Origin of the sequence: Mumia sp. zg.B53, from assembly GCF_019550935.1 — a bacterium.
GTDB lineage: Bacteria > Actinomycetota > Actinomycetes > Propionibacteriales > Nocardioidaceae > Mumia.
On the sequence record NZ_JAHWCK010000001.1, the window covers coordinates 470,283 to 490,695 of the forward strand.

Sequence of the window (20,413 nt, forward strand, 5' to 3'; positions counted from 1 at the left end):
CTCCTCTGGAGTTCATGGCGTGGTGACGGACAGGCTGACCAGACCGGGATAGAAGGCGAAGAGGACGGTGACGGGCAGAACGAGGAACACCACCGGCACGAGCATCAGCACCTCACGCCGTGCGCCGGACTCGACCAGCTCGCGGCGGCCGGCCTCTCGGACGTCCGCGGCCTGTGCGTGCAGGACGTCGACCAGCGGCGTCCCCCGCTCGACCGCGACGGCGAGCGTCTCGGCGAACCGTGCGACCGCGGGCACGCCCGTACGAGCAGACAAGTCGTCGAGCGCATCGGCCAACGGTCGTCCGGTCCGGACGTCGGCGACGACCGTGCGAAGGTCCCGCGACATGGCGCCGTTGCTCACGTCTGCGACGCGTTCCAGGGCTGAGACAGGCCCCTCTCCTGCGGCGACGGCCAGTGCGAGCAGGTCCGCAAGAGTCGGGAACTCACGGGTGACCCGTTCCTCGTGGCGCTGGACCTCGTGGGTGAGCGCAAGGTCGCGGGCGAGAACACCGGTGACCCCGGCGGCCACGCAGAGGATCAGCCCCGCAAGGGGCCGGACGTCGGCCACCATCCCCCAGGAGAGAAGGACCGCCGCCGACGCCCCAAAGGCCGCGACCCCCCACACGACCTGGCTCGCCCGGAACTCCTCGAGCGTGCTCGTCGACGCCCGTCTGCGGAGACGCCTGCGGACCGAGGCGCTGCCTCCCAGCACCCGCTCGACCACGCCCGCCGTACGGCGCACTGCCGGGCCGAACACTGCTCGACCGGCAGCCCACGACTCAGCCCCCTGGCGAGGGGCCGGCATGCCGACCGTGACGTCGCGGACAAAGGGCTCGATGCGGCTCACCAGGGAGGGGCGCTGCCGCAACCGCGCGACGCGCACGAGCTCGAGCAGCCCGATCGCGACGCCGGCGGCGAGGAGCGCACCGAGAAGCGGCGCCGTCACCGCAGCACCCGCGGCTCACGTGGAAGACGCCCGATGAGCAGCATCAACCGATAGGCGAGGACACACACGGCGAGGCCGACGACGAGCAGCGCGAGTCCCGTGCCGGATCCGAACCGGGTGATCGCGTCGCGCTGCAAGGACATCAGTCCGAGGACGATCCAGGGCGCCGACACCGCCAGACGCGCGCCGTTGATGGTCCAGGCCTGCCGTGCGACGAGCTCACCGCGCGTGCGTAGATCGTCGCGCAGGAATCCCGACAATGTCCGCAGCATCCTCCCGAGATCGCCGCCACCGACGTCTCGAGCCACGCGCAACGCCTCGACGACGCGGTCTCCGACCGGATCGGCAAGCCGTGCCTTGAGTCCGTCGAGGCACTCGGCGAACCTGCCGCTCGCCTGGTAGTCACGGGCGAACGCAACGAAGGGCTCTCGAAGCGGCTCGGGGCCGCGCTCCCCCAGCCCCGAGATCGCCTCCGGCAAGGACATGCCCGCGCGCACCGCCGACGCCAGATGATCGACGGCTTCCGGCCAGGCCGCCGCCCGCTCCTCGGCTACCCGGCCGGCGCGACCGCGGATCACGGCAAGCGGGACATACGCCGCGCCGATGCCGGCGACCAGTGCCACCGTGGGCGTCGCCGTGACGAGCAGAGCGACGACCAGTCCGCCCAGGCCGCAGGCGGCACACACCAAGATGAGTCCTCGTGCGGTGGTGCCGGGGGCACCCGCCCGTGCGAGAAGCTCATCCAGGCTTCCCCTCCGGCGACCCCGCGCGCCGTCCCGAGCGGGGGCGGTCACCCCGGACCAGACCAGGAGCGCCCCCACCCCGATCCCGAGCCCGAGCACGTAGCCCATCAGTCCTCCGTCCGCAGGAGCGCCGACACGTCGATCCCGGCCTGGACGAACCGCTCGGTTCGAGCCGGCGTGCCACTCGCCCGGACCAGCGCCCCGTCGCGATGGACGAACAAGGACTCCGTCTCGATGACGTCGTTCTCGACCCGCCCACTGACGGCCGCGATCTCCCGCACCGTCCGCCGTCCCTGCGCGTCCATGCCCAGATGGACCACGTGGTCCACGCAGGTCGCGACCGTGGGCACGACGAACCGCGCAGAGATGTTCTCACCAGCGAGCAGGGGGAGCGTGCACATCTTGACCAGCGCCTGCCGTGCCGACGACGCGTGCAAGGTCGCCATCCCCGGAAGACCTGCGTTGAGTGCGAGCAGCAGGTCGAAGCACTCCTCCGAGCGCACCTCCCCGATCACCAGTCGTGACGGGCGCATGCGCAGCGCTTCCTTCACCAGCGTCCGGAGCCGGATCTCTCCCGTGCCCTCCAGCCCGGCTTGTCTCGTCTGGAGCGCGACCCAGTCGGGATGGGCGAACCGCAGCTCGAAGACTTCCTCGGCCGACACGATCCGCTCCGTCCCCGGAACCTCGGCGGCCAGCGCGTTGAGGAACGTCGTCTTGCCGGCCTGGGTGCCTCCGGAGACGAGCACGTTGTGCCCCGACACCACGCTCGCCCTCAGGAAGGCCGCAGCGTGCTCGCTCAGCGCGCCGGCGGCGACCAGGTCCCCCAGACCGCGGAAGCGCGCGACGAACTTGCGGACGTTGACCGCGGCGAATCCGCGCGAGATCCCCTCCAGCACCACATGCAGGCGATGACCTCCCGGAAGCGTCGCATCCACGAACGGCTGGCTCAGATCCAACCGCCGGCCACTGGTCGCCAGCATCCGCTCGACGAGCTCACGCACCTCGACCGGGCCGAGGATCACCGACGTCAGCTCGTGCCTGCCCCCACGCGCCACAAAGACCCGCGACGGCTCGTTGATCCAGATCTCCTCGACCTCCGGATCATCGAGGTACGGCTGGAGCGGCCCGAGGCCGGACACCGCGGCGACCAGCTCGCCGACCGTCGCGTCAGGATCGGTCAACGCCGCCACGGCGCCAGTCAGGCTGCGCTGGTCGTGAGCCGCAGCAACCTCCTCGGCGATCCGCCGCACCGTCGCGGCATCCCGTAAGGGATCGACGCCCTGCGCACGCACGTGGGCACGCACCTCGTCGGCCAGGCTGCTCGTCGTCACGGGACTCCCCACGGCGGTTGTCGTCCCGGAATCCTGCCGCAAACAAGGGCGACCACAACAGACCCCGTGGCCACACTGTGGACAACCCCGGCCCTCGACAGGGCCCGCCGTCAGTGCGCGTCGGCCTCTGCGCGCTCCACCCGGTCACGGAACCAGTCGAGGATGAAGCGGTGCGACGCGATGCCGTAGTCGAGCGTCGCGCGTTGATAGGTGGCGACGTCGGCGAGCTCGTCGGGGACCTCGACCGTCTCGAGGTGAGAGTCGAGGCTCGTGAGCCTGGAGAGGTCGGCCTCGACGCGCGTCTCGATGCGGCGCAGGACCGACGGACGGTCGGCAGGATCCAGAAGCCCGAGGAAGTAGAGCCGCGAGAGCGCCGCACCCTCGAGATCTGAGCCGACGAGGTCACCCGTCATCCAGGCGTGGAACTCCTCGCGGCCGGCGTCGGTCACGCGATACACCTTCTTGCCGCGCCCGCCCGCCTCGACGCTCGCCACCTCGATGAGCCCCCGGTCGAGCAGGACGTCGAGGGCGCGCTTGATGCTGCCCGAGCTCGCGCTGTAGAAGAGCGCGACGCCGGCCTCGAACGCCCGGACCAGGTCGTACAGGCTCTGCGGAGCGATCAGCAGCAGGCCGAGGATCACGTTCGCCATGCGCAGACCCTAGTCCATTGACTCTTTGAGACCCATCTACTAGACATGTCTCAAAGAGAAATGAGGATGCCGTGCCTGAATCGCCTGCCCCCACGCCCACGACGGCCGCGGGACCCGACAACCGTGTCCCCGCCGAGCTCGACCGACGCCTGGTGCGCCTGCTGGAGACGTTCGTCGTACGACGCGATCTCCACCACGCCCGCGTCGCCATCGCCACCGACGAGGGTCAGCACTGGTCGGCGGCCATCGGCCCCGCCGGGCCCAGCGACCTCCGGTCGCAGCCCGAGACACCGTTCTTCACCGCGAGCATCACCAAACGCTTCATCGTGACGCTCGTGCTGCAGGCGTACGAGCGTGGAGAGCTCGACGTCGACGCACCGATCACCGCGTACCTGCCGACGGAGACGACCGCCGGCCTTCACGTCCTCGACGGCGTCGACCGGACAGCCGCGATCACCGTGCGCCACCTTCTCAGTCACACGTCGGGGCTGCCCGACTACTTCGAGGTACGCGACGGCGGGCCGAGCCTCCACCAGCGTCTCGAGGCCGCAGAGGATGCCGGCTGGACCTTCGACGACATCCTCCGGCTCACCCGCGCGCACCGTCCCCACTTCCCGCCGCAAGATCTCGCCGCGTCACGACAGAAGGCGCGCTACTGCGACACCGGCTTCCAGCTGCTCATCCGCATCCTCGAGACCACGACCGGGCGAGGATTCGCCGAGCTGCTCGGCGACCGGATCATCGAGCCCCTCGGCCTCACCCAGACCTGGCTCCCCGGGCACCAGCCCCCGGCCACAGCATCAGCGCCGTTCCCGATGTACGCCAAGCAGCGGCGGGTCGACCTGCCCTCGGTCATCGCGTCCAGCAACGACCTCGTGAGCACCACCGGAGACCTGATCACGTTCCAGCGCGCGCTCCTCCGCGGCGAGCTCTTCCGCGACGCCAAGACGGTGGACCTGCTCACAGAGCGGCGCAACAGGCTCCGCGACATCCCCGTCCTCCAGTACGGCCTCGGCACCATGTTCTTCACCGTCGGCCGGCTCATGTCCGCCGGGCGTCGACCCGTCATCCTCGTCGGCCACTCCGGCTCCACCGGCACGTGGCTGTTCCACTGTCCCGAGCGGGGGCTGCACCTCGCGGGCACCGTCGACCAGGTCAAGGGCCAGGCGATCCCGTTCCGGCTGATGGCGCGGCTCCTCTACACCTGGCCCCGCTGAACGCGGGCTCGGCGTACGAGGCGGCACCGCGCACCTGACCGCGCGTCAGCGCAGACCGAAGTAGTCGGTGAGCGCGGCGACGAAAAGAAGCGTCCCGGCGACGATCAGCAGCACTGCGCTGATCCTGCGCCAGTGCTGCGAGCGGACCCACGCGACCACGCGGTCGGCAGGACCCGCGAGCGCCGGGATCCGGAGGCGGCCCCACGCCAGCAGGACGTACGGCGCCGCCGCGGCTGCCGCGAAGCCGACGTACACGAGCACCTGCAGCGCGACGACCGAGGTGCTTTCCCGCGCCAGCCGAACGACGAGGTACGTCGTCGCAGCACCGCTCACGCCCACGACGGTGTTGAGCACCGCGAAGGTGAACAGGTCCCGAGGGCGGTCGAGCAGTCGCTCGGCCGTGCGTGAGACCGCTCGATCGTCGGTGGTCGGGCGTCGCCACAGGAGCCAGATCCCGGCCACGACGAACAGCACGCCGGCGATCTCGTCGAAGGCCTGCTGGAGGAAGAGCTTCTCGACCTTCCCGCGCAGCACGTAGTCCCACGTGTCGGGATTGACGACCTGCAGGACGAGGCTGAGGACGAGGGCGCCGGTGGCGACCCCGCAGGCGACCACGAGGCCCGGGCGCACCGACCCACGCGACCGCGCGACGACCGCCACCTGGGTCGCGATCAGCGTCGGGCTGAACCCCATCACGAGTCCGAGCAGGACGAGGCTGACGACCGTGCCCATGAGGACGGTCGCGGCGTTCAGGAGCATCGCCCGAGTCTAGGGAACGGGCCGCCGATCCTCGCGCGATCGACGGCCCGTCCCCGTGACGATCAGCCTCGCGGTCCCGCCTTCACCTGCACGGTGACCGGACCCGAGGCCGAGGCGTCGAAGCCCGACCCTGCCTTCGGCGTGTACGAGGCGGTGAGCACGTGGGTGCCCGGGCGCAGACCGCGCAGGGTCAACGCCGCCGTACCGTCGCGTCGGACGCGCGCCGTGCCGAGCAGCGAACGGCCCTCGCGGACCTGGACGACACCGTCCGGCGTCCCCGCTGCAGGGTCGTCCGCCGTCACCGACACCTCGAGCTCGACCGAGCCCGGGCGGGCACGGCCGACCTCGAGCGTGGTCGACGTGGCGACCGGCGCCGCGACACCCTCACCCTCCGGCGCCGCCCAGAACAGGCCGCGCGCGGCCTGGCTCTGACCGCCCTTGGGGTGGGTACGGAAGAACACCGACGTCCCGAAGACGAGGGCCTTCGCACCCGACTCCGCCTCCGCCGACACCACCGCGGGCTGACCCGCGGCATCCTCCGGTCCGTCGGGGTTCGTCCCGGTGTCACCACCTCGGCGCCAGTGGCCCGCGACCAGCGGGTTGCCCGTCGCGTACGACTGCTCGACCGTCGTCCCCGCCCCCAGCCCGGTGAACCAGGTGGCCGGATAGATGAACGAGTAGGGCTGCGCGTACGGCGCCAGGACCCCGTCGTCAGCGGTGTCCACCGCGACGATGCCGTTGCCGTTGCGGTTGCCGGTGACTGCGGTGCCGGTGACGAGACCGGCGGTCCTCGCGGTGTCGAACGCACCCGCGCCGCGGCCGACGATGCTGCCGCCACCGTCGACGTACGCCTGCAGCGCCGCAGCGCCGGCGGACTGCCCGGCGTTGAACGTCAGCGCCGACCCGAGCCAGAGCACGTCCACGTCGTCGAGCACCGCGGGAGTCGCGGTGATCGTCGGCGCGCTCAGCGGCACGAGGTCGTCGAACCCGAGCTGGGTCAACGACAGCAGGTCGTCCTGGGACCCCGTGTAGCCCACGGTCAGGTCCTCCAGGCCCTTCGCGGCGCCCGTGCGGAGCTGGGCGACCTCGGACGCGGACGCCTCGGTGAAGTCGACGTCGAGCTCCTCGGCGACCTCCTCGACCGCGGCGTACGTCTCCTTGTCGGCACCGACGACGGCCGACCCGTCCGCGAGCTGTGAGGCGGCGATCCCGTCCTCGAGCAGGGCGTTGAGCGCCCGGAAGTCGTTGACGCCTGCGAGGTCGAAGGTCAGGTACGACCCGCGGTCCGGGACGTCACCGTCGACTGCTCCGGCGCCGGCGGCCGGGACCGTCCGAGGCAGTCGACCCTCGCCCGTCGTGCCGGCGGGCTCCACCGTGGCGCCCCACAGCAGACCCCAGCTCCAGGCCGAGATGTCGTACATGCTCGGGAACTTCGCCGAGATGTCGGTTCCTGGCGCGAGGAGAGCGTGAGCCAGGTTGCGCAGCGGCTGGTGCATGTCGACGACATAGGACCCGGCCGGGTACGCCGTGCCGTCGATCCTGGCCGTCCGCGCCAGCCGGTCGACCTCGATGCCGTGCAGCTGCAGACGGCTCACGAGCGTGCGCGCGTCGGTCAGCGACCGCTGCCCCTCGCCCACGGGGACGACGAACGCCCGCGGGTACGAGACCGCGTTCTGGTCGTCGGCCGCATCCCACTCCGCCTTCCACTCCTGCGGACCCGGGACGTCGGCGATGTTCTCCGTGGTCAGCGCCGTACGCGGGGCTCCGACGTCGGCCCGGCGGAAGAACTCGATCTGGTCGTCGAGCATCGCCGCGTCGTTCGTGCCGACGTAGTCGACCAGGCTCTGCATCGTCTTCAGCGCCACCGCCGTGTTGACGACCGCGCTGGCCGGCGTCTGGCTGCTGCCGTTGGGACGCGACTTCGGCAGCTCCACCGTCGCCGTCACCGAGCCGGAGAAGGCGGCGTACTGCGCGGTGAAGACCGGCGGGAAGTCGTCCCACCCCGACGGGGTGTCGCGGTACGGGATCTTGATGTGCGCGTTCTCGGGGCCGGTGACCTCCGGGACGACCCGTCCGGTGGTCACGTCGTAGTAGGTGTTGCCGGGGATCGCGGCCCCGACGACGTCCTTCTCGACCTGGAGCGCCGCTGCGTAGGCGTGCGGGATGAACAGGTCGTACTCGTAGTCGTCACCGTGCGGCGGGCCGCAGGGCTCGATCTGGAGCACGCTCGTGTAGCCGTGGAAGTCGGCGGCGTACAGCGCCTGAACGGCCTGGGCGGTACGGATGAACGACGTCGACTCCGGCGTGGTGTTGGTGATCATGTCGCGGTTGCCGTCGAGGTTGAGCGCGGTCGCCCGCTGCCCGATGGTGCGGCCGTCAGGGTTCAGAGCGACGCTGAAGTAGAGCCGGTGCTCCGAGAGGAGGGACTTCACCTCGCTCCACGGGGCGGTCGCCAGCTCCTCGATGTACTGCAGGGCCGCGTCGGTGCCCTCCCACTCGTTGCCGTGGATGTTGGCGCTGATCCAGAGGGGGGTCTTGTAGTCCCGCTCGAGCCGCTTGTCCCGGGCCGCGGCCCGCGGCTCACTCTTGATCTTCTCCCGCCACGCGGTCTGACGCCTGGTCTCGCTCCGGCTCTCCGGAGCCGTCACCGTGACCAGGTAGAGGTCACGACCCTGCGTCGACTGCCCGACGACCTGCGTGGAGACGCGGTCGGACGAGTCCATCAACGCGTTCAGCGTCGGCGCGATGTCGTCGAAGCGGACGAGGTTGCCGCTGTCGGACGCGTCGGTCTCGGCCTCGGGGAACACCCTCAGGTCCGGCTGCGTCGGGTACGACGACGGCATCGGCAACGGGTCGCCGACCGTCGTGCGCCTCGCGGCGTTCCGGGCGGCCTTCGCGGTGAGCGACCCGGTCGCCGTCGGCTCCTTGGCCGAACGCTGGTTGAACGGTGAGACGGGGGGTTCTTCGGCGACGGCTGACGGTGCCGTCAGGAGTGTCGTCGAGGCGAGCGCGAGGCTCGCGACGACACCCACCACACGTGACGTTCGCACTGGGAGTCCTCTCGGAGGGGACGGTCCGTCGTGACGCACGCGACACGGCGGCGGGACCGTTCCGATCCTGCCCAAGATTCGACGAGCGGGGAACCCTTTGACGTCCTGTTAAACCCAGCCAGGATCACGAAACCCGTCGGAAACGCTGCTCGCGGAAGAGCGGCGGCAGATAGCGCAGCACCAGGGCCGACCACGTCAGGTGGGTCAGCATCGGCGCCTGGATGCCGCCGGTCGCCCGCCGCTGGAGCCCGAAGAGCGTGCCCATGACGGCACCGGCGAGCACGAGCGAGGGGTTGCGCGACGACGCGGTCGTAGCGGTGTACGCGAGCGTCGACGCCAGCACGCCACGCCGCTCCCCCACCGCCTCGTACAGGGCGCCGCGGAAGAACAGCTCCTCCGCCGCGCCGTTGGCCAGGGTCGTCAGCACCACGAGCGGAGCACTGCCCTCCTCGGCGAAGCGCAGGACGCGGCGGACCGCGGCGTCGAGCACCGGGACGCGCTGGGCGACGAGTCCCCCGGCCACGAAGCAGCCGAAGGCACCGACCCCGGTCAGGACCGGCACCACGACCGGCCGCCGGCGGACGCCGTCCTGCATCTCGATCCAGCCCTGGTGCAGCGGTCCGGACGCCAGCGCACCGACTGTCCACGTCGCCGCCGTCGCCGCCGTGAGCGCATAGAACTGCGGAGAGTCGGGCTTGGTCTGGAGGGAGACGCCGAGCATCCCGGTCCCGGCCAGACAGCCGACCGCGACCGTACGGCGTCGCCGGCGCACGACCGCCTCGGGCTCGGGCGCATGGGACGGAACGGCGTACCCCAGACCTCGGGGCAGCACCGCACGGGTCCTGGCCCGGACGGCGCCGACCGCGGCACGCAGGGCCCCGGTCACGTCGGGTCCTCCTCCGCCTCCCGCTCGCGGGCCTGGGCGCGGGCACGCTCGGCGAGCGCGCGCAGGACGGCCTCGTCGTACGAGAGGGGGTCGAACGGCACCGCCTGGCGGATGGCGTCGTCGCGCACCACGACCTCGTTGACCATCGAGTCGATCAGCGAGCGCCCTGTGCGGGTGTCGACGTCGGTGACGAGGGCGAGCCAGCGTGACGAGAGTCCGGGACTCAGCAGCGGCACCGGCACGATGATCGGGTGACGTCCCTCGATCTCGGCGACCCGACGCATCATCGCCCCGTACGCGAGGACGTCGGGTCCGCCGATCTCGTACGCCCGGTCCGTGCCCTCGGGCAGGGTCAGCACCCCGACGAGATAGCGCACGACGTCGTCCACGGCGATCGGCTGCGTCCGCGTGCTCACCCACCGCGGGGTGATCATCGCCGGCAGGTGTTCGACGAGCTGGCGCGTCATCTCCCAGGAGATGCCGCCGTGCCCGACGACGATGCCGGCCCGCAGCGTCGTGACGGGGACACCGCCACCGGCCAGCAGGCCCTCGACCTGACGGCGGCTGCGCAGGTGGTCCGAGAGCTCGTCGGAGTCGTCCCCGAGCCCGCCGAGGTAGACGATGCGGCGCAGCCCGGCGTCACCGGCAGCCGCTCCGAACGCGGACGCCGCGTCGGCGTCGCGGCGGACGAAGTCGTCGGAGTCGAGGGAGTGGACGAGGTAGTACGCCGCGTCCACGTCGGAGAGGACGTCAGCGAGGGAGCCTGCGTCGTGGACGTCGCCGAACACCGCCCGCCCGACCCCGGCGTACCGGTCGGGATTCCGCGTCATCGCGACGACCTCGTGCCCGTCCGCCTCGAGGGCGGGCGCAAGTCGCCGCCCGATGAATCCCGTCGCTCCCGTCACGAGCACGCGCATCGAGTCCCCCGTCGCCGATCGCCCTGCGTCTGACCTTCCGTCTCTCGATCATCCGTCACAGGGCGGGCGGCGTCAGGCCGGGCGGATCGCCGGCGACGTCCGCCGAGCCTCGGAGATTCCGCAGGGCCGTAACAATTCTGTGTTGTTCGTGTGGAACCATCCGTTCCGCATGATCCATCAAGCGCAAGGAGCACCACCGATGAAGGTCACCGGACGACGCCTGGGACGCGCAGCTGCTGCTGCCGCCGGGGCACTCGCTCTCACCGTGACGATGGTCGCCTGCGGCGGCGACGGAGACGACTCGGCCGCCGAGGTCGACGGCATCAAGCTGGTCTCGGCCGACACGCTCACCATCTGCACGAACATGCCCTACAAGCCCTTCCAGTACGAGGAGGGCGACGAGATCATCGGCTTCGACACCGACCTTCTGACGCTGGTCGCCGACGACATGGGGCTCAAGACCAAGATCGTCGACGTCGACTGGAATCAGGTCACGTCCGGTGCCGCGTTCAAGGCCGGCAAGTGCGACGTCGGCATGGGCGGCATGACGATCACCGACGAGCGCGCCAAGGCGATCGCGATCTCCGACCCGTACTTCGAGGCCACGCAGGCGCTCCTGGTCAAGGCCGACTCCGGCATCACCGGGCTCGACGACCTCAAGGGCAAGAAGCTGGGCGTCCAGGTCGACACCACCGGCCAGATCTACGCCGAGGACAACGCCGACAAGTTCGGCTACTCCATGCCTGCGTTCGACGACCTCTCGCTCGAGGTGACCGGGCTCCAGGCCGGCCGCGTCGACGCCGTCATCAACGACAACGGTGTCCTCTACGACTTCGTCAAGGACAACCCGGAGTTCGCCGTCGCCACCGAGTTCGACACCGGCGAGGAGTACGGCTTCGCCGCCGCGAAGGACGCCAACGGCGAGAAAATGATCGACAAGGTCAACGAGGTCCTCAAGGCTGCCGAGGAAGATGGCAAGTACGAGGAGATCTACAAGAAGTACTTCGGCGAGGCGCCCGCAAGCGAGTAATCTCGCCGTTCGCACCACGTCCGACCACCTCACAGGAGAGCGATGAGCACCCCCACGAAGGTGGCGACCCGACGTCCGCTGAGCCCGCGCAAGCGGGCTCAGCGGATCCGGTTCGTCCAGTACGCCGTCCTGATCGGGCTCGTCCTTGCGGCGATCTTCTTCGCCGACTGGAAGTCGATCGGTGACGCGTTCTTCAAGCCCGATCTGATCAAGGAAGCGATCACCGGCGGCTTGTGGGACGCGCTGTTCCACACGGTGATCTACACCGTCGGGGCGTTCGCCTTCGGGCTGGTGGTCGGCACGATCCTCGCCATCATGCGGCTCAGCGAGGTCGGCCCGTACCGCTGGCTCTCGACGGCCTACATCGAGTTCTTCCGCGGGCTTCCGGCGCTGATCGTGTTCCTCATCTTCTCGCTGCTGCCGCTGGCGTTCCCCGCCCTGCGGATCCCCTTCGACCCCTACGGCACCGTCTGGCTGGCGCTCGGCATCGTGGCGAGCGCCTACATGGCCGAGACCATCCGCGGCGGGATCCAGGCCGTCCCCAAGGGCCAGACCGAGGCCGCGCGCTCGCTCGGTATGACGTCGGGCCAGGCGATGCGCAAGGTCGTCCTGCCGCAGGCCTTCCGCACCATGCTTCCGCCGCTGACCAACGAGCTCATCCTGCTCGTCAAGGACTCCTCTCTGGTCTTCATCATCGGGCTCACCGCCGACCAGGCCGAGCTGACCAAGTTCGGTCGCGACATGTCGGTGACGTACGCGAACGTCACGCCGCTCGTCGTCGCAGGATTCGCGTACCTGATCATCACCCTCCCGCTGTCGGTGATCGTCCGACGCCTGGAGGCCTCTGCCGGGAAGGCCCGCTGATGCCCGAGACCCTCGTCGAGATCAAGGACCTGCACAAGTCGTTCGGCGACAACCACGTCCTCCGGGGCATCGACTTCACGGTCGGCACCGGCGAGGTGGTCTGCGTCATCGGCCCGTCCGGCTCCGGCAAGTCCACGCTCCTGCGCTGCGTCAACCTGCTCGAGCAGCCGAGCGCAGGCACGGTCCTCGTCGCGGGCGAGGACCTGACCGACCCCGACGGCAACATCGATGCCGCCCGGCGCCACGTCGGCATGGTGTTCCAGAGCTTCAACCTCTTCCCCCACCACACCGCCCTCAGCAACTGCATGGTCGCCCAGCAGACCGTGCTCAAGCGGGGCAAGAAGGACGCTCGCCGGATCGCTGAGAAGAACCTCGACCGCGTCGGACTGACCGACAAGCACGACGCCTACCCGGCCAAGCTCTCGGGCGGTCAGCAGCAGCGCGTCGCGATCGCGCGCGCCCTGTCGATGGAGCCCAACCTGATGCTCTTCGACGAGCCCACCTCGGCGCTCGACCCCGAGCTCGTCGGTGAGGTGCTCACGGTCATGCGCACGCTCGCCGAGGAGGGGATGACGATGCTCGTCGTGACCCACGAGATGGCGTTCGCCCGCGAGGTCGCCGACCGGGTCGTCTTCATGGACGGCGGGGTGATCGTCGAGCAGGGCATCCCCGAGCAGGTGATCGGCAGCCCGAAGGAGGCGCGGACCAAGGAGTTCCTCCGCCGCGTCCTGGACCCCACGCACGTGACTCCGAGCTGATTGAGGGATAGTCGGAGTCCCCACGACTGACCGGAGGATCTCGTCATGGCTGAGAAGCAGTCCGTCCTCGGCCGGGTCACCGCACTCGCGCACGCCGACGTCCAGACGCTGATCGACGACTCCGCTGACCCCGAGCAGCTGTTCATCGCGCTCGGGCGCGCGTTCGCGACGACGATCACCGAGGCGGAGGACGCTCTCGCCGTCGCGGTGGCGGCCAAGCGGTTGACCGAGCACGACCGTGCGGAGGACCGGCAGACCGCCGACGACTGGGGCGTCCACGCGGCGACCGCTGCCTATCACGCGGCTGAGCTGCGGGTCGAAGGCAACATGAGTGGCGCGGCGGTCTTCGACGGCCTCGCCCGTACGGCGCTGGAGCGGCAGCTCACGACCGAGCGGGCCGTCGCCGACGCCGCCGGCGTGGTCGCGGCGCTTGCGTCGTACGTCGAGCGGCTGCGCGAGCAGCTCGACCTCGCCAAGGAAGAGCTCGCCGTCCTCGAGGAGCGCCGCAACCTCCAGATCGGCCACCTCGAACCCGAGGACGGGCGCCTCCTCGACCCCGAGATCCCCCACGTCCTCGACCCCGACACCGAGCTGAGGGCGTTCGCGGAGAAGCTCCTGCGCGAGGACGAGCGGCAGACGTCCACGGTGGAGCAGCCTTCCTACCTCGACGGCCGTTTCACCGAGACCGTGGCCCCCGCGCTGCGGCCCGAGGTCGAGCGCCGCCTCGAGCTCGTGCGTCCTGACGAGGGCGAGCTCGTCGCCGCACTGGCGATGCGGGCGTCCGCGGAGGCCGCACGCATCGCGGACGAGGCCGAGCGGATGGTCGCTCAGGCTCAGCAGCAGGCAGAGATCGAGGTTGACCAGGTCGAGGTGGCGGCTGAGCAGGAGGTCCTGCCCGAGCCTGCACCGGTGCCGGAGCAGCAGGCCGTGGCCGAGCCGGAACCCGAACCGGAACCCGAACCCGAGCCTGAGCCGCAGGTCGCGGCCGAGCCGGAGCCTGAGCCGCAGGTCGCGGCCGAGCCGGAGCCTGAGCCGCAGGTCGCGGCCGAGCCGGAACCGGAGCCCGAGCCCGTCGACTCGCCCGTCGAGGCGGAAGCGGACCTGGAGCTGGAGCTGGAGCTGGAGGATGAAACGTTCATCGAGGGTGAGGTCGTCGCGCCCGTCGAGCTCGCCCGCCGGCGCCGCCTTGCGGAGCAGTCGCCGTCCTCCGAACTCCCGACGCACGACGACGTCGACCTCGGCCTCGGCCTCGACGGGGAGAGAAGCGTCGTCGTCGAGAGAAACCTCGTCGTCGAATCGGCCGCCCAGGAGCCTGCTGTCGAGCCCGTCGAGGCGGCGCCCGTCACGCTGGAGTCTGAGGTGGACGACGACGCAGCTGGGCTGGCTCGCTCGGCCCAGGACGAGCCGGACGAGCAGGACCTCCACGACGAGACCGACGTCCGCGACGTCCACGACGAGACCCACGTCCGCGACGAGCCCGACGAGCAGGACCTCCAGGACGAGGCGGACGTCCGCAACGAGGGCGAGCCGAACGAGGAGGACGAGCAGGACCTCCACGACGAGACCGCCGCCCGCGACGAGCAGGCCCTCCACAGCGAGCAAGGCGAGCACGACGAGGACGAGCCGGCGGGGCGCTCGGCGTTCGACGACGAGCGGTCTCGGCCGGTCGGCGGCCGCCGGCGCGCAGACGTGCCGGTCAGAGGCCCCGACGACGACCTCGTCGCCCCTCCCGCCGACCACCCGCGCCGTGACGATGCGCTGGGCGCCGCGCCGGAGGGTGACGACCACCGCGAGCCGCCGCCTTCTCCACGCTTCTCGTTGGGCCTGAACGGCACCTTGCCGCCCACCAACCCCTTCGCCGGCATCGCCGACGTCGACGCGGCGTACCGGCTCGCGCGGGCGCAGGAAGAGACGCAGTGGGACATGCCCGCCATCGTCGACGAGCCCCGTCCGACCGACCCGGCTGCACCCCCCGCCGGCCCGCACGCCGTCCACGGCCTGCCGGCGCCGGACGAGGACGAGCTCCCGACAACCGAGTACCCCGCGATCCGCTTCGACACCTTCGGTGGACCGGGGCCTGGACCGTTCGCTGCTTCGGCGCTCGCGGAGTCGGTGAACGAGCCGCCCGAACCGCGGGAGATCGGCCAAGACCACGATCCCGACATCGACGGGCGCGATGATCGGCCCTTCGTCCACGATATGCCTGACAACGAGGACGACGTCCTCGCTCGCCGCCGAGCTCGACGCTCGCGAGACCCGCGGAGCCCTCGCGTACCGACCGCCTACGACCTCGCGTACGACCCGACCGAGGGTCCGAGCCACCCCAGCGTCAACGGGGCCGCGGGCACGCTCGACGATTCGGGCGACGCGCAGGTCTTCCCCCTGCGTCCGCGGGGCGACACCCCGCCCGACCAGCAGCGCTGACTCTCAGAGAACAGGGCCGGCACCTCCGCGCGGAGGTGCCGGCCCTGTTCGCGGCGCTCAAGTCAGGAGGGTCCGGACGACCCGGAGCCCCACGGAGAGCCGGGCGAGGTCGGGAGTGTCCTCTCCCCAGATCTCCTCGAGGGTCTCCTCGGCCCGCTTCAGGGTCACGGCCTCGGACGTGCCCCATGCGTCCACGCGGTCGTGCGGAGACAGCGCGTCGTCCGTCGTCGCGAGCACCTTGCGGACAAGCTGCCCCTGGACGCCCAGCAGGTCGTCACGCAGCGCGGCACGCGCCATCGACCGCCAACGGTCGTCGCGCGGCAGCGCCTGGATGCGGTGCGAGAGCCGGTCCAGACCGAGCTGTTCGCCGAGCTCGGCGAACACCCGGGCGACGGTCGAGGCATCGACACCGGTCGAGAGGGCGATGTCGGCCATCTCGATCGCGCCGTACGCGGGTCCGAGCGCAGCGAACGCCTCGGCGTCGTGCGTGGCGACCCCCGCCTTCTCGAGCTTGTCGGCCCGATCGCGCCACCTGGCGTGCTCGCGCCCGACCAGGAGCTGCGGGAGGTCACGCAGCAGGTGCTGCACCGTCGTCCCGAAGTAGTCGACGCTCCCCTCCACGTCGTCGAACCGCCGGTGGTTCACCAGCCATCGGGACATCCGCTCGACGAGCGCCTGGAGCGCACCTCGCATCTGCTCCTGGACGTCGGCCGGCACCTGGTTGTCGAGGTCGGCGACCCGTTCGATCAGGGCACCCTCGCCGCAGATCTCCGCAGCGATCGACCGCGCGCGAGCGAGCTGGTCGGCTGACACCCCGGTCTCGCCCGAGAGCCGGTGGAAGTACGAGACACCACCACGGTTCACCATCTCGTTGACGATCGCCGTGACCACGATCTCGCGACGCAGCGGGTGCTCGGCCATGTCGCCGCGATAGGCGTGCTGGAGCGGCGTCGGGAAGTAGCGGAACAGGTGGGCTCGGTAGTACGGGTCGTCGGCGATGTCGGACGAGAGCAGCTCCGCCTCGAGCACGATCTTGGTGTACGCCAGCAGCACCGCGAGCTCCGGAGCCGTCAGACCGACACCTTGCGCGCGCCGGTCGGCGATCTGCTTCTCGTTGGGCAGGTACTCCAGAGCCCTGTCGAGGTAGCCGGCCCGCTCCAGCCGCGTCATCCAGCTCGCGTGAGCGTGCAGGAGGCTCACCGCGGCGTCGACCGAGCCCGCGAGCGACACGTTCTGCTCGTAGTTGTCGCGGAGGACGAGCCGTCCGACCTCGTCGGTCATGGAGGCGAGCAACGAGTCGCGCTCCTCCGACGAGAGCTCGCCCCGAGCAGCGGCCTGGTTGAGCAGGACCTTGATGTTGACCTCGTGGTCGCTGGTGTCGACGCCGGCGGAGTTGTCGATGAAGTCGGTGTTGATCCGGCCACCGGTCAGCGCGTACTCGATGCGGCCGCGCTGGGTGAGCCCCAGGTTGCCGCCCTCGCCCACGCACTTGCAGCGCAGCTCGTTGCCGTTGACACGGAGAGTGTTGTTGGCTTTGTCGCCGACGTCGGCGTGCGACTCCGTCGACGCCTTCACGTAGGTCCCGATCCCGCCGTTCCACAGCAGGTCGACCGGCGCCTTCAGGATGGCCCGCAGCAGCTCCGGCGGACTCAGGCTGGCCACGTCTTCCTCGATGCCGAGGACCACGCGTATCTGCGGGCTCACGGGCACCGACTTGGCGGCACGGGGGAACACTCCTCCACCCTCGGAGATCAGGTCCTGGTCGTAGTCCGCCCAGCTCGAGCGGGGCATCGCGAAGAGCCGCTGGCGCTCGACGTAGGACCGTGCTGCGTCGGGATCGGGATCGATGAAGATGTGCCGGTGGTCGAACGCCGCCACCAGGCGGGTGTGCTCCGACAGGAGCATGCCGTTGCCGAAGACGTCCCCCGACATGTCGCCGATGCCGACGCAGGTGAAGTCCTCGCGCTGACAGTCCACGCCCATCTCACGGAAGTGGCGCTGCACCGACACCCACGCCCCGCGAGCGGTGATCCCCATCGCTTTGTGGTCATAGCCCACGGAACCGCCGGAGGCGAAGGCGTCCCCCAGCCAGTAGCCGTAGTCGGCCGAGATCTGGTTCGCGATGTCGGAGAACGTCGCGGTGCCCTTGTCGGCGGCGACGACCAGGTAGGTGTCGTCGCCGTCGTGCCGCACCACGTCCGGAGGGGGCACGGCACGGTCGCCCACCCGGTTGTCGGTCAGGTCCAGCATCGAGGAGATGAACGTCTTGTACGAGGCGATGCCCTCCGCCATCCACGCCTCGCGGTCGCTCGCATCCGGCAGCCGCTTGCAGTAGAAGCCGCCCTTGGCCCCGACAGGGACGATGACCGCGTTCTTGACCATCTGCGCCTTGACCAGCCCCAGGACCTCCGTACGGAAGTCGTCGCGGCGGTCAGACCAGCGCAGACCGCCGCGGGCGACCGCCCCGAAGCGCAGGTGCACGCCCTCGACCCGCGGTGAGTAGCAGAAGATCTCGTGCGCGGGTCGCGGCTCGGGGAGGTCCGGGATCTCACGTGGCGCGAGCTTGAACGAGACGTACGACCGCGGGCGGCCGTCGGCGTCCCGCTGGTAGTAGCTGGTGCGTGCGGTGGCTCGGACCAACGTCCGGTACGACCGCAGGACGCGGTCGGCGTCGAGCCCTTCGACGGCCTCGAGCCGCTTGCGCAGGTCGCTCTCGACGTCCTCGGTGAGCCGCTCCCGGTCGGCGTCGTCGATCGCGGGGTCGAACCGGGTCTCGAACAGGGCGACGATCTGGCGGACGACGTCGGTCTCGGCCAGGAGGACGTTCTGCAGCGACTCCAGGCTGAACGGCGTCCCGGCCTGCTGCAGGTAGCGCGCGTACGCCCGCAGCACCACGACCTGACGCCACTCGAGCTCCGCGGCGAGAACGAGCCTGTTGAAGCCGTCGACCTCCGCCCGGTCCTCCCAGCAGGCGACGAACCCGTCGGTCAACCGCCTCAGACCGTCGTCGTCGGCGACCGTGCGCGAGCGCGCGCGGAACCAGTAGACCCAGACCGGCTCCGGAGTGGCGAGACGGTAGGGCCGTTCGTCGATGATGTCGACGCCGTGCGAGGCGAAGACGGGGAGAACGTCGGTCAGTGCCGCAGGCTCCCGGGTGTAGAGACGCAGACGCAGCGCGTGCTCGTCGTCGACGGCGGGGTCGGGCTCCACGGTGAGCCTGACGCGGTCGTCGCCGTCGAGGAGCGCTCGCGCGGAGAGGATGTCGTCGACCGCGCTCGCAGCGCTGATGTCCTCCTTGTAGCCGGCCGGGAACGCGCCGCGAAAGTCGGCCAGCTGCGCGGTCGCGGCCGCCTTGCCGAAGCGGACCTCCATCGCCTCACCGACGGCGTCGCTCCACGAGCGCACCGCCTCCGCGATCTCGGTCTGGAGCTCGGCGGGCTCCACCTTGCCGAGCGTCTCCCCCGGCCTCGGGCGTACGACGAGATGGACCCGGGCCAGCTGTGACTCGCTCACCCAGACGCTGTAGTCGATCATCGGGTCCCCACCGACCCGGGCTGCGACCATCTTCTCGATCGTGAGCCGTGCACCGGTCGTGTAGCGGTCACGCGGCAGATAGACCAGGCACGACAGGAACCGGTCGTACGAGTCGCGACGGACGAAGAGCTGGACGTGCCGGCGCTCCTGCAGGTGGATCAGGGCCTCGGCGATCTCGGCCAGCCCATCGACCGGTGTCTGGAAGAGCTCGTCACGGGGGTAGGTCTCGAGAAGGTCGAGGATCTCCTTCGCCGCGTGGCTGTCGGCGTCATAGCCGAGGCCCGAGATCACCTGCTCCACCTTGCGGTCGAGGATCGGGATGCGGGTGATGCTCCCGGTGTAGGCCGAGGACGCGAACAGCCCGAGGAACCGTCGCTCACCCACCACCTCACCGGAGGCGTCGAACGACTTGATGCCGATGTAGTCCAGGTAGCTGTTGCGGTGCACGGTCGAGCGCGAGTTGGCCTTCGTGATGACGAGGACCGTCTTGTCGCGCGCACGCGCGCGCGAGCGCGTGGGCAGCGGGCTCCGCGAGGCCGTGTCCTTGCGCCCGCCACGCAGGATCCCGAGCCCGCTCGTCGGGACGGTCCGCAGACGCTCCTCGCCGACGTCACCCTCGAGGTCGTATTCCCGGTAGCCGAGGAAGGTGAAGTTGTCGTCGGCGAGCCAGGCGAGCAGCTGCGCCGCCTCTGCGGACTCGTCGGCCACGATCCCCGCCGGCGGGTCGGACCGGAGCTCGGCGACGATCTCCAGCGCCCGGGAGCGCATGGGAGCCCAGTCGTCGTTGACCAGCGCGACGTCCTCGAGGACGCGGCGCACACCCTCGGCGATCGCCTCGGCCGCCTCGGCCCGGCCTCGGTGGTCGATCTCGAAGTACATCCACGACTCACGGGTCGCGTGCGGCTCGCCGGTCGATCCGGCCACACGGGCCGAGACCAGCTCTCCGTCCTCGTCACGCACCACGTCGAGCTGAGGGTGGACCAGCCAGTCCACCCCGAACCCGGCCGTGGACAGGTAGGCGATGGTGGAGTCGACCAGGAAGGCCCGGTCGTCGGTCACCACCTGCAGGACCAGGCGTCCTCGCGCGTCCCACCCGTCCTCGTCGACGGTCGGCTCCCAGACGCGCAGCAACGTCTCGCCGGGCTCACGGACACGCGCCAGCTCGGCATGGCTGAGGACGGCGCCGCGCAGGGCGTCGAGCGACCGTTCCTCCCGCTCGGCAGACGGGACGTGCTGGTAGTAGGCCTCGACCAGCACCTTGGCGACGTCGGCGGACAGCTCGCCTTCCTCGACGGACAAGATCCA

The 20,413-nt window shown here is 70.5% G+C and carries 14 protein-coding genes; 5 read left to right on the plus strand and 9 right to left on the minus strand.

Features of this window, described 5'->3' with window-relative positions:
- Positions 1-12: 12 nt before the first annotated feature.
- The 4 genes from KV102_RS02415 to KV102_RS02430 all read right to left on the minus strand — a co-directional run bounded on the left by KV102_RS02415 (position 13) and on the right by KV102_RS02430 (position 3,669).
- Positions 13-945, minus strand: a complete 933-nt coding sequence (locus KV102_RS02415; protein WP_220345203.1) for a type II secretion system F family protein — start codon at positions 943-945, stop codon at positions 13-15.
- Positions 942-1,796, minus strand: a complete 855-nt coding sequence (locus KV102_RS02420; protein WP_220341839.1) for a type II secretion system F family protein — start codon at positions 1,794-1,796, stop codon at positions 942-944. Before KV102_RS02420 ends, KV102_RS02415 begins: the two co-directional genes overlap by 4 nt.
- Entirely contained in the window at positions 1,796-3,019 is a 1,224-nt protein-coding gene (locus KV102_RS02425) for a CpaF family protein (protein WP_220345204.1), read from the minus strand. Before KV102_RS02425 ends, KV102_RS02420 begins: the two co-directional genes overlap by 1 nt.
- Positions 3,020-3,129: 110 nt before the next feature.
- On the minus strand, positions 3,130-3,669 hold the full coding sequence (locus KV102_RS02430) for a PadR family transcriptional regulator (RefSeq protein WP_220341841.1): 540 nt from the start codon (positions 3,667-3,669) through the stop codon (positions 3,130-3,132).
- A gap of 71 nt (positions 3,670-3,740) precedes the next feature.
- Between KV102_RS02430 and KV102_RS02435 the strand changes: the two genes are divergently transcribed.
- Positions 3,741-4,886, plus strand: a complete 1,146-nt coding sequence (locus tag KV102_RS02435; protein WP_220345205.1) for a serine hydrolase — start codon at positions 3,741-3,743, stop codon at positions 4,884-4,886.
- A gap of 45 nt (positions 4,887-4,931) precedes the next feature.
- Here KV102_RS02435 and KV102_RS02440 read toward each other — a convergent pair whose 3' ends face one another.
- From KV102_RS02440 to KV102_RS02455, 4 genes are all read right to left on the minus strand, one after another.
- A complete protein-coding gene (locus tag KV102_RS02440) occupies positions 4,932-5,645 on the minus strand; it encodes a hypothetical protein (RefSeq protein ID WP_220345206.1) in 714 nt (237 codons plus the stop codon).
- Positions 5,646-5,707: 62 nt separating this feature from the next.
- Positions 5,708-8,695 (minus strand): M14 family metallopeptidase, encoded by a 2,988-nt coding sequence (locus KV102_RS02445; RefSeq protein ID WP_220345207.1) that lies wholly within the window; start codon positions 8,693-8,695, stop codon positions 5,708-5,710.
- Between the two features lie 124 nt (positions 8,696-8,819).
- On the minus strand, positions 8,820-9,581 hold the full coding sequence (locus KV102_RS19445) for a CPBP family intramembrane glutamic endopeptidase (protein WP_220345208.1): 762 nt from the start codon (positions 9,579-9,581) through the stop codon (positions 8,820-8,822).
- The gene (locus KV102_RS02455) at positions 9,578-10,498 is read right to left on the minus strand and encodes an NAD(P)H-binding protein (RefSeq protein WP_220345209.1); all 921 of its coding nucleotides are present in this window, start codon (positions 10,496-10,498) and stop codon (positions 9,578-9,580) included. The genes KV102_RS19445 and KV102_RS02455 overlap by 4 nt, the downstream gene beginning before the upstream one ends.
- A gap of 199 nt (positions 10,499-10,697) precedes the next feature.
- Between KV102_RS02455 and KV102_RS02460 the strand changes: the two genes are divergently transcribed.
- The 4 genes from KV102_RS02460 to KV102_RS02475 are packed head-to-tail and all read left to right on the plus strand — an operon-like array spanning position 10,698 to position 15,574.
- Positions 10,698-11,528 carry a transporter substrate-binding domain-containing protein gene (locus KV102_RS02460; RefSeq protein ID WP_220345210.1) on the plus strand — a complete coding sequence of 277 codons (831 nt, stop codon included), beginning with the start codon at positions 10,698-10,700 and terminating at the stop codon, positions 11,526-11,528.
- A 42-nt stretch (positions 11,529-11,570) separates the two neighbouring features.
- Positions 11,571-12,392 carry an amino acid ABC transporter permease gene (locus KV102_RS02465; protein ID WP_220345211.1) on the plus strand — a complete coding sequence of 274 codons (822 nt, stop codon included), beginning with the start codon at positions 11,571-11,573 and terminating at the stop codon, positions 12,390-12,392.
- Positions 12,392-13,150, plus strand: a complete 759-nt coding sequence (locus KV102_RS02470) for an amino acid ABC transporter ATP-binding protein (RefSeq protein WP_220341849.1) — start codon at positions 12,392-12,394, stop codon at positions 13,148-13,150. Before KV102_RS02465 ends, KV102_RS02470 begins: the two co-directional genes overlap by 1 nt.
- 45 nt (positions 13,151-13,195) lie before the next feature.
- Positions 13,196-15,574 carry a hypothetical protein gene (locus tag KV102_RS02475; protein WP_220345212.1) on the plus strand — a complete coding sequence of 793 codons (2,379 nt, stop codon included), beginning with the start codon at positions 13,196-13,198 and terminating at the stop codon, positions 15,572-15,574.
- A gap of 57 nt (positions 15,575-15,631) precedes the next feature.
- Here KV102_RS02475 and KV102_RS02480 read toward each other — a convergent pair whose 3' ends face one another.
- Positions 15,632-20,407 carry an NAD-glutamate dehydrogenase gene (locus KV102_RS02480; protein WP_255560548.1) on the minus strand — a complete coding sequence of 1,592 codons (4,776 nt, stop codon included), beginning with the start codon at positions 20,405-20,407 and terminating at the stop codon, positions 15,632-15,634.
- Between the last annotated feature and the right edge of the window lie 6 nt (positions 20,408-20,413).

What these genes read in the sequence shown, in the direction of transcription:
- KV102_RS02460 (WP_220345210.1), top strand. Translation starts at nt 10,698, where the DNA reads ATGAAGGTCACCGGACGACGCCTGGGACGCGCAGCTGCTGCTGCCGCC.
- KV102_RS02440 (WP_220345206.1), bottom strand. Translation starts at nt 5,645, where the DNA reads ATGCTCCTGAACGCCGCGACCGTCCTCATGGGCACGGTCGTCAGCCTC.
- KV102_RS02465 (WP_220345211.1), top strand. Translation starts at nt 11,571, where the DNA reads ATGAGCACCCCCACGAAGGTGGCGACCCGACGTCCGCTGAGCCCGCGC.
- KV102_RS02420 (WP_220341839.1), bottom strand. Translation starts at nt 1,796, where the DNA reads ATGGGCTACGTGCTCGGGCTCGGGATCGGGGTGGGGGCGCTCCTGGTC.
- KV102_RS02470 (WP_220341849.1), top strand. Translation starts at nt 12,392, where the DNA reads ATGCCCGAGACCCTCGTCGAGATCAAGGACCTGCACAAGTCGTTCGGC.
- KV102_RS02430 (WP_220341841.1), bottom strand. Translation starts at nt 3,669, where the DNA reads ATGGCGAACGTGATCCTCGGCCTGCTGCTGATCGCTCCGCAGAGCCTG.
- KV102_RS02455 (WP_220345209.1), bottom strand. Translation starts at nt 10,498, where the DNA reads ATGCGCGTGCTCGTGACGGGAGCGACGGGATTCATCGGGCGGCGACTT.
- KV102_RS02475 (WP_220345212.1), top strand. Translation starts at nt 13,196, where the DNA reads ATGGCTGAGAAGCAGTCCGTCCTCGGCCGGGTCACCGCACTCGCGCAC.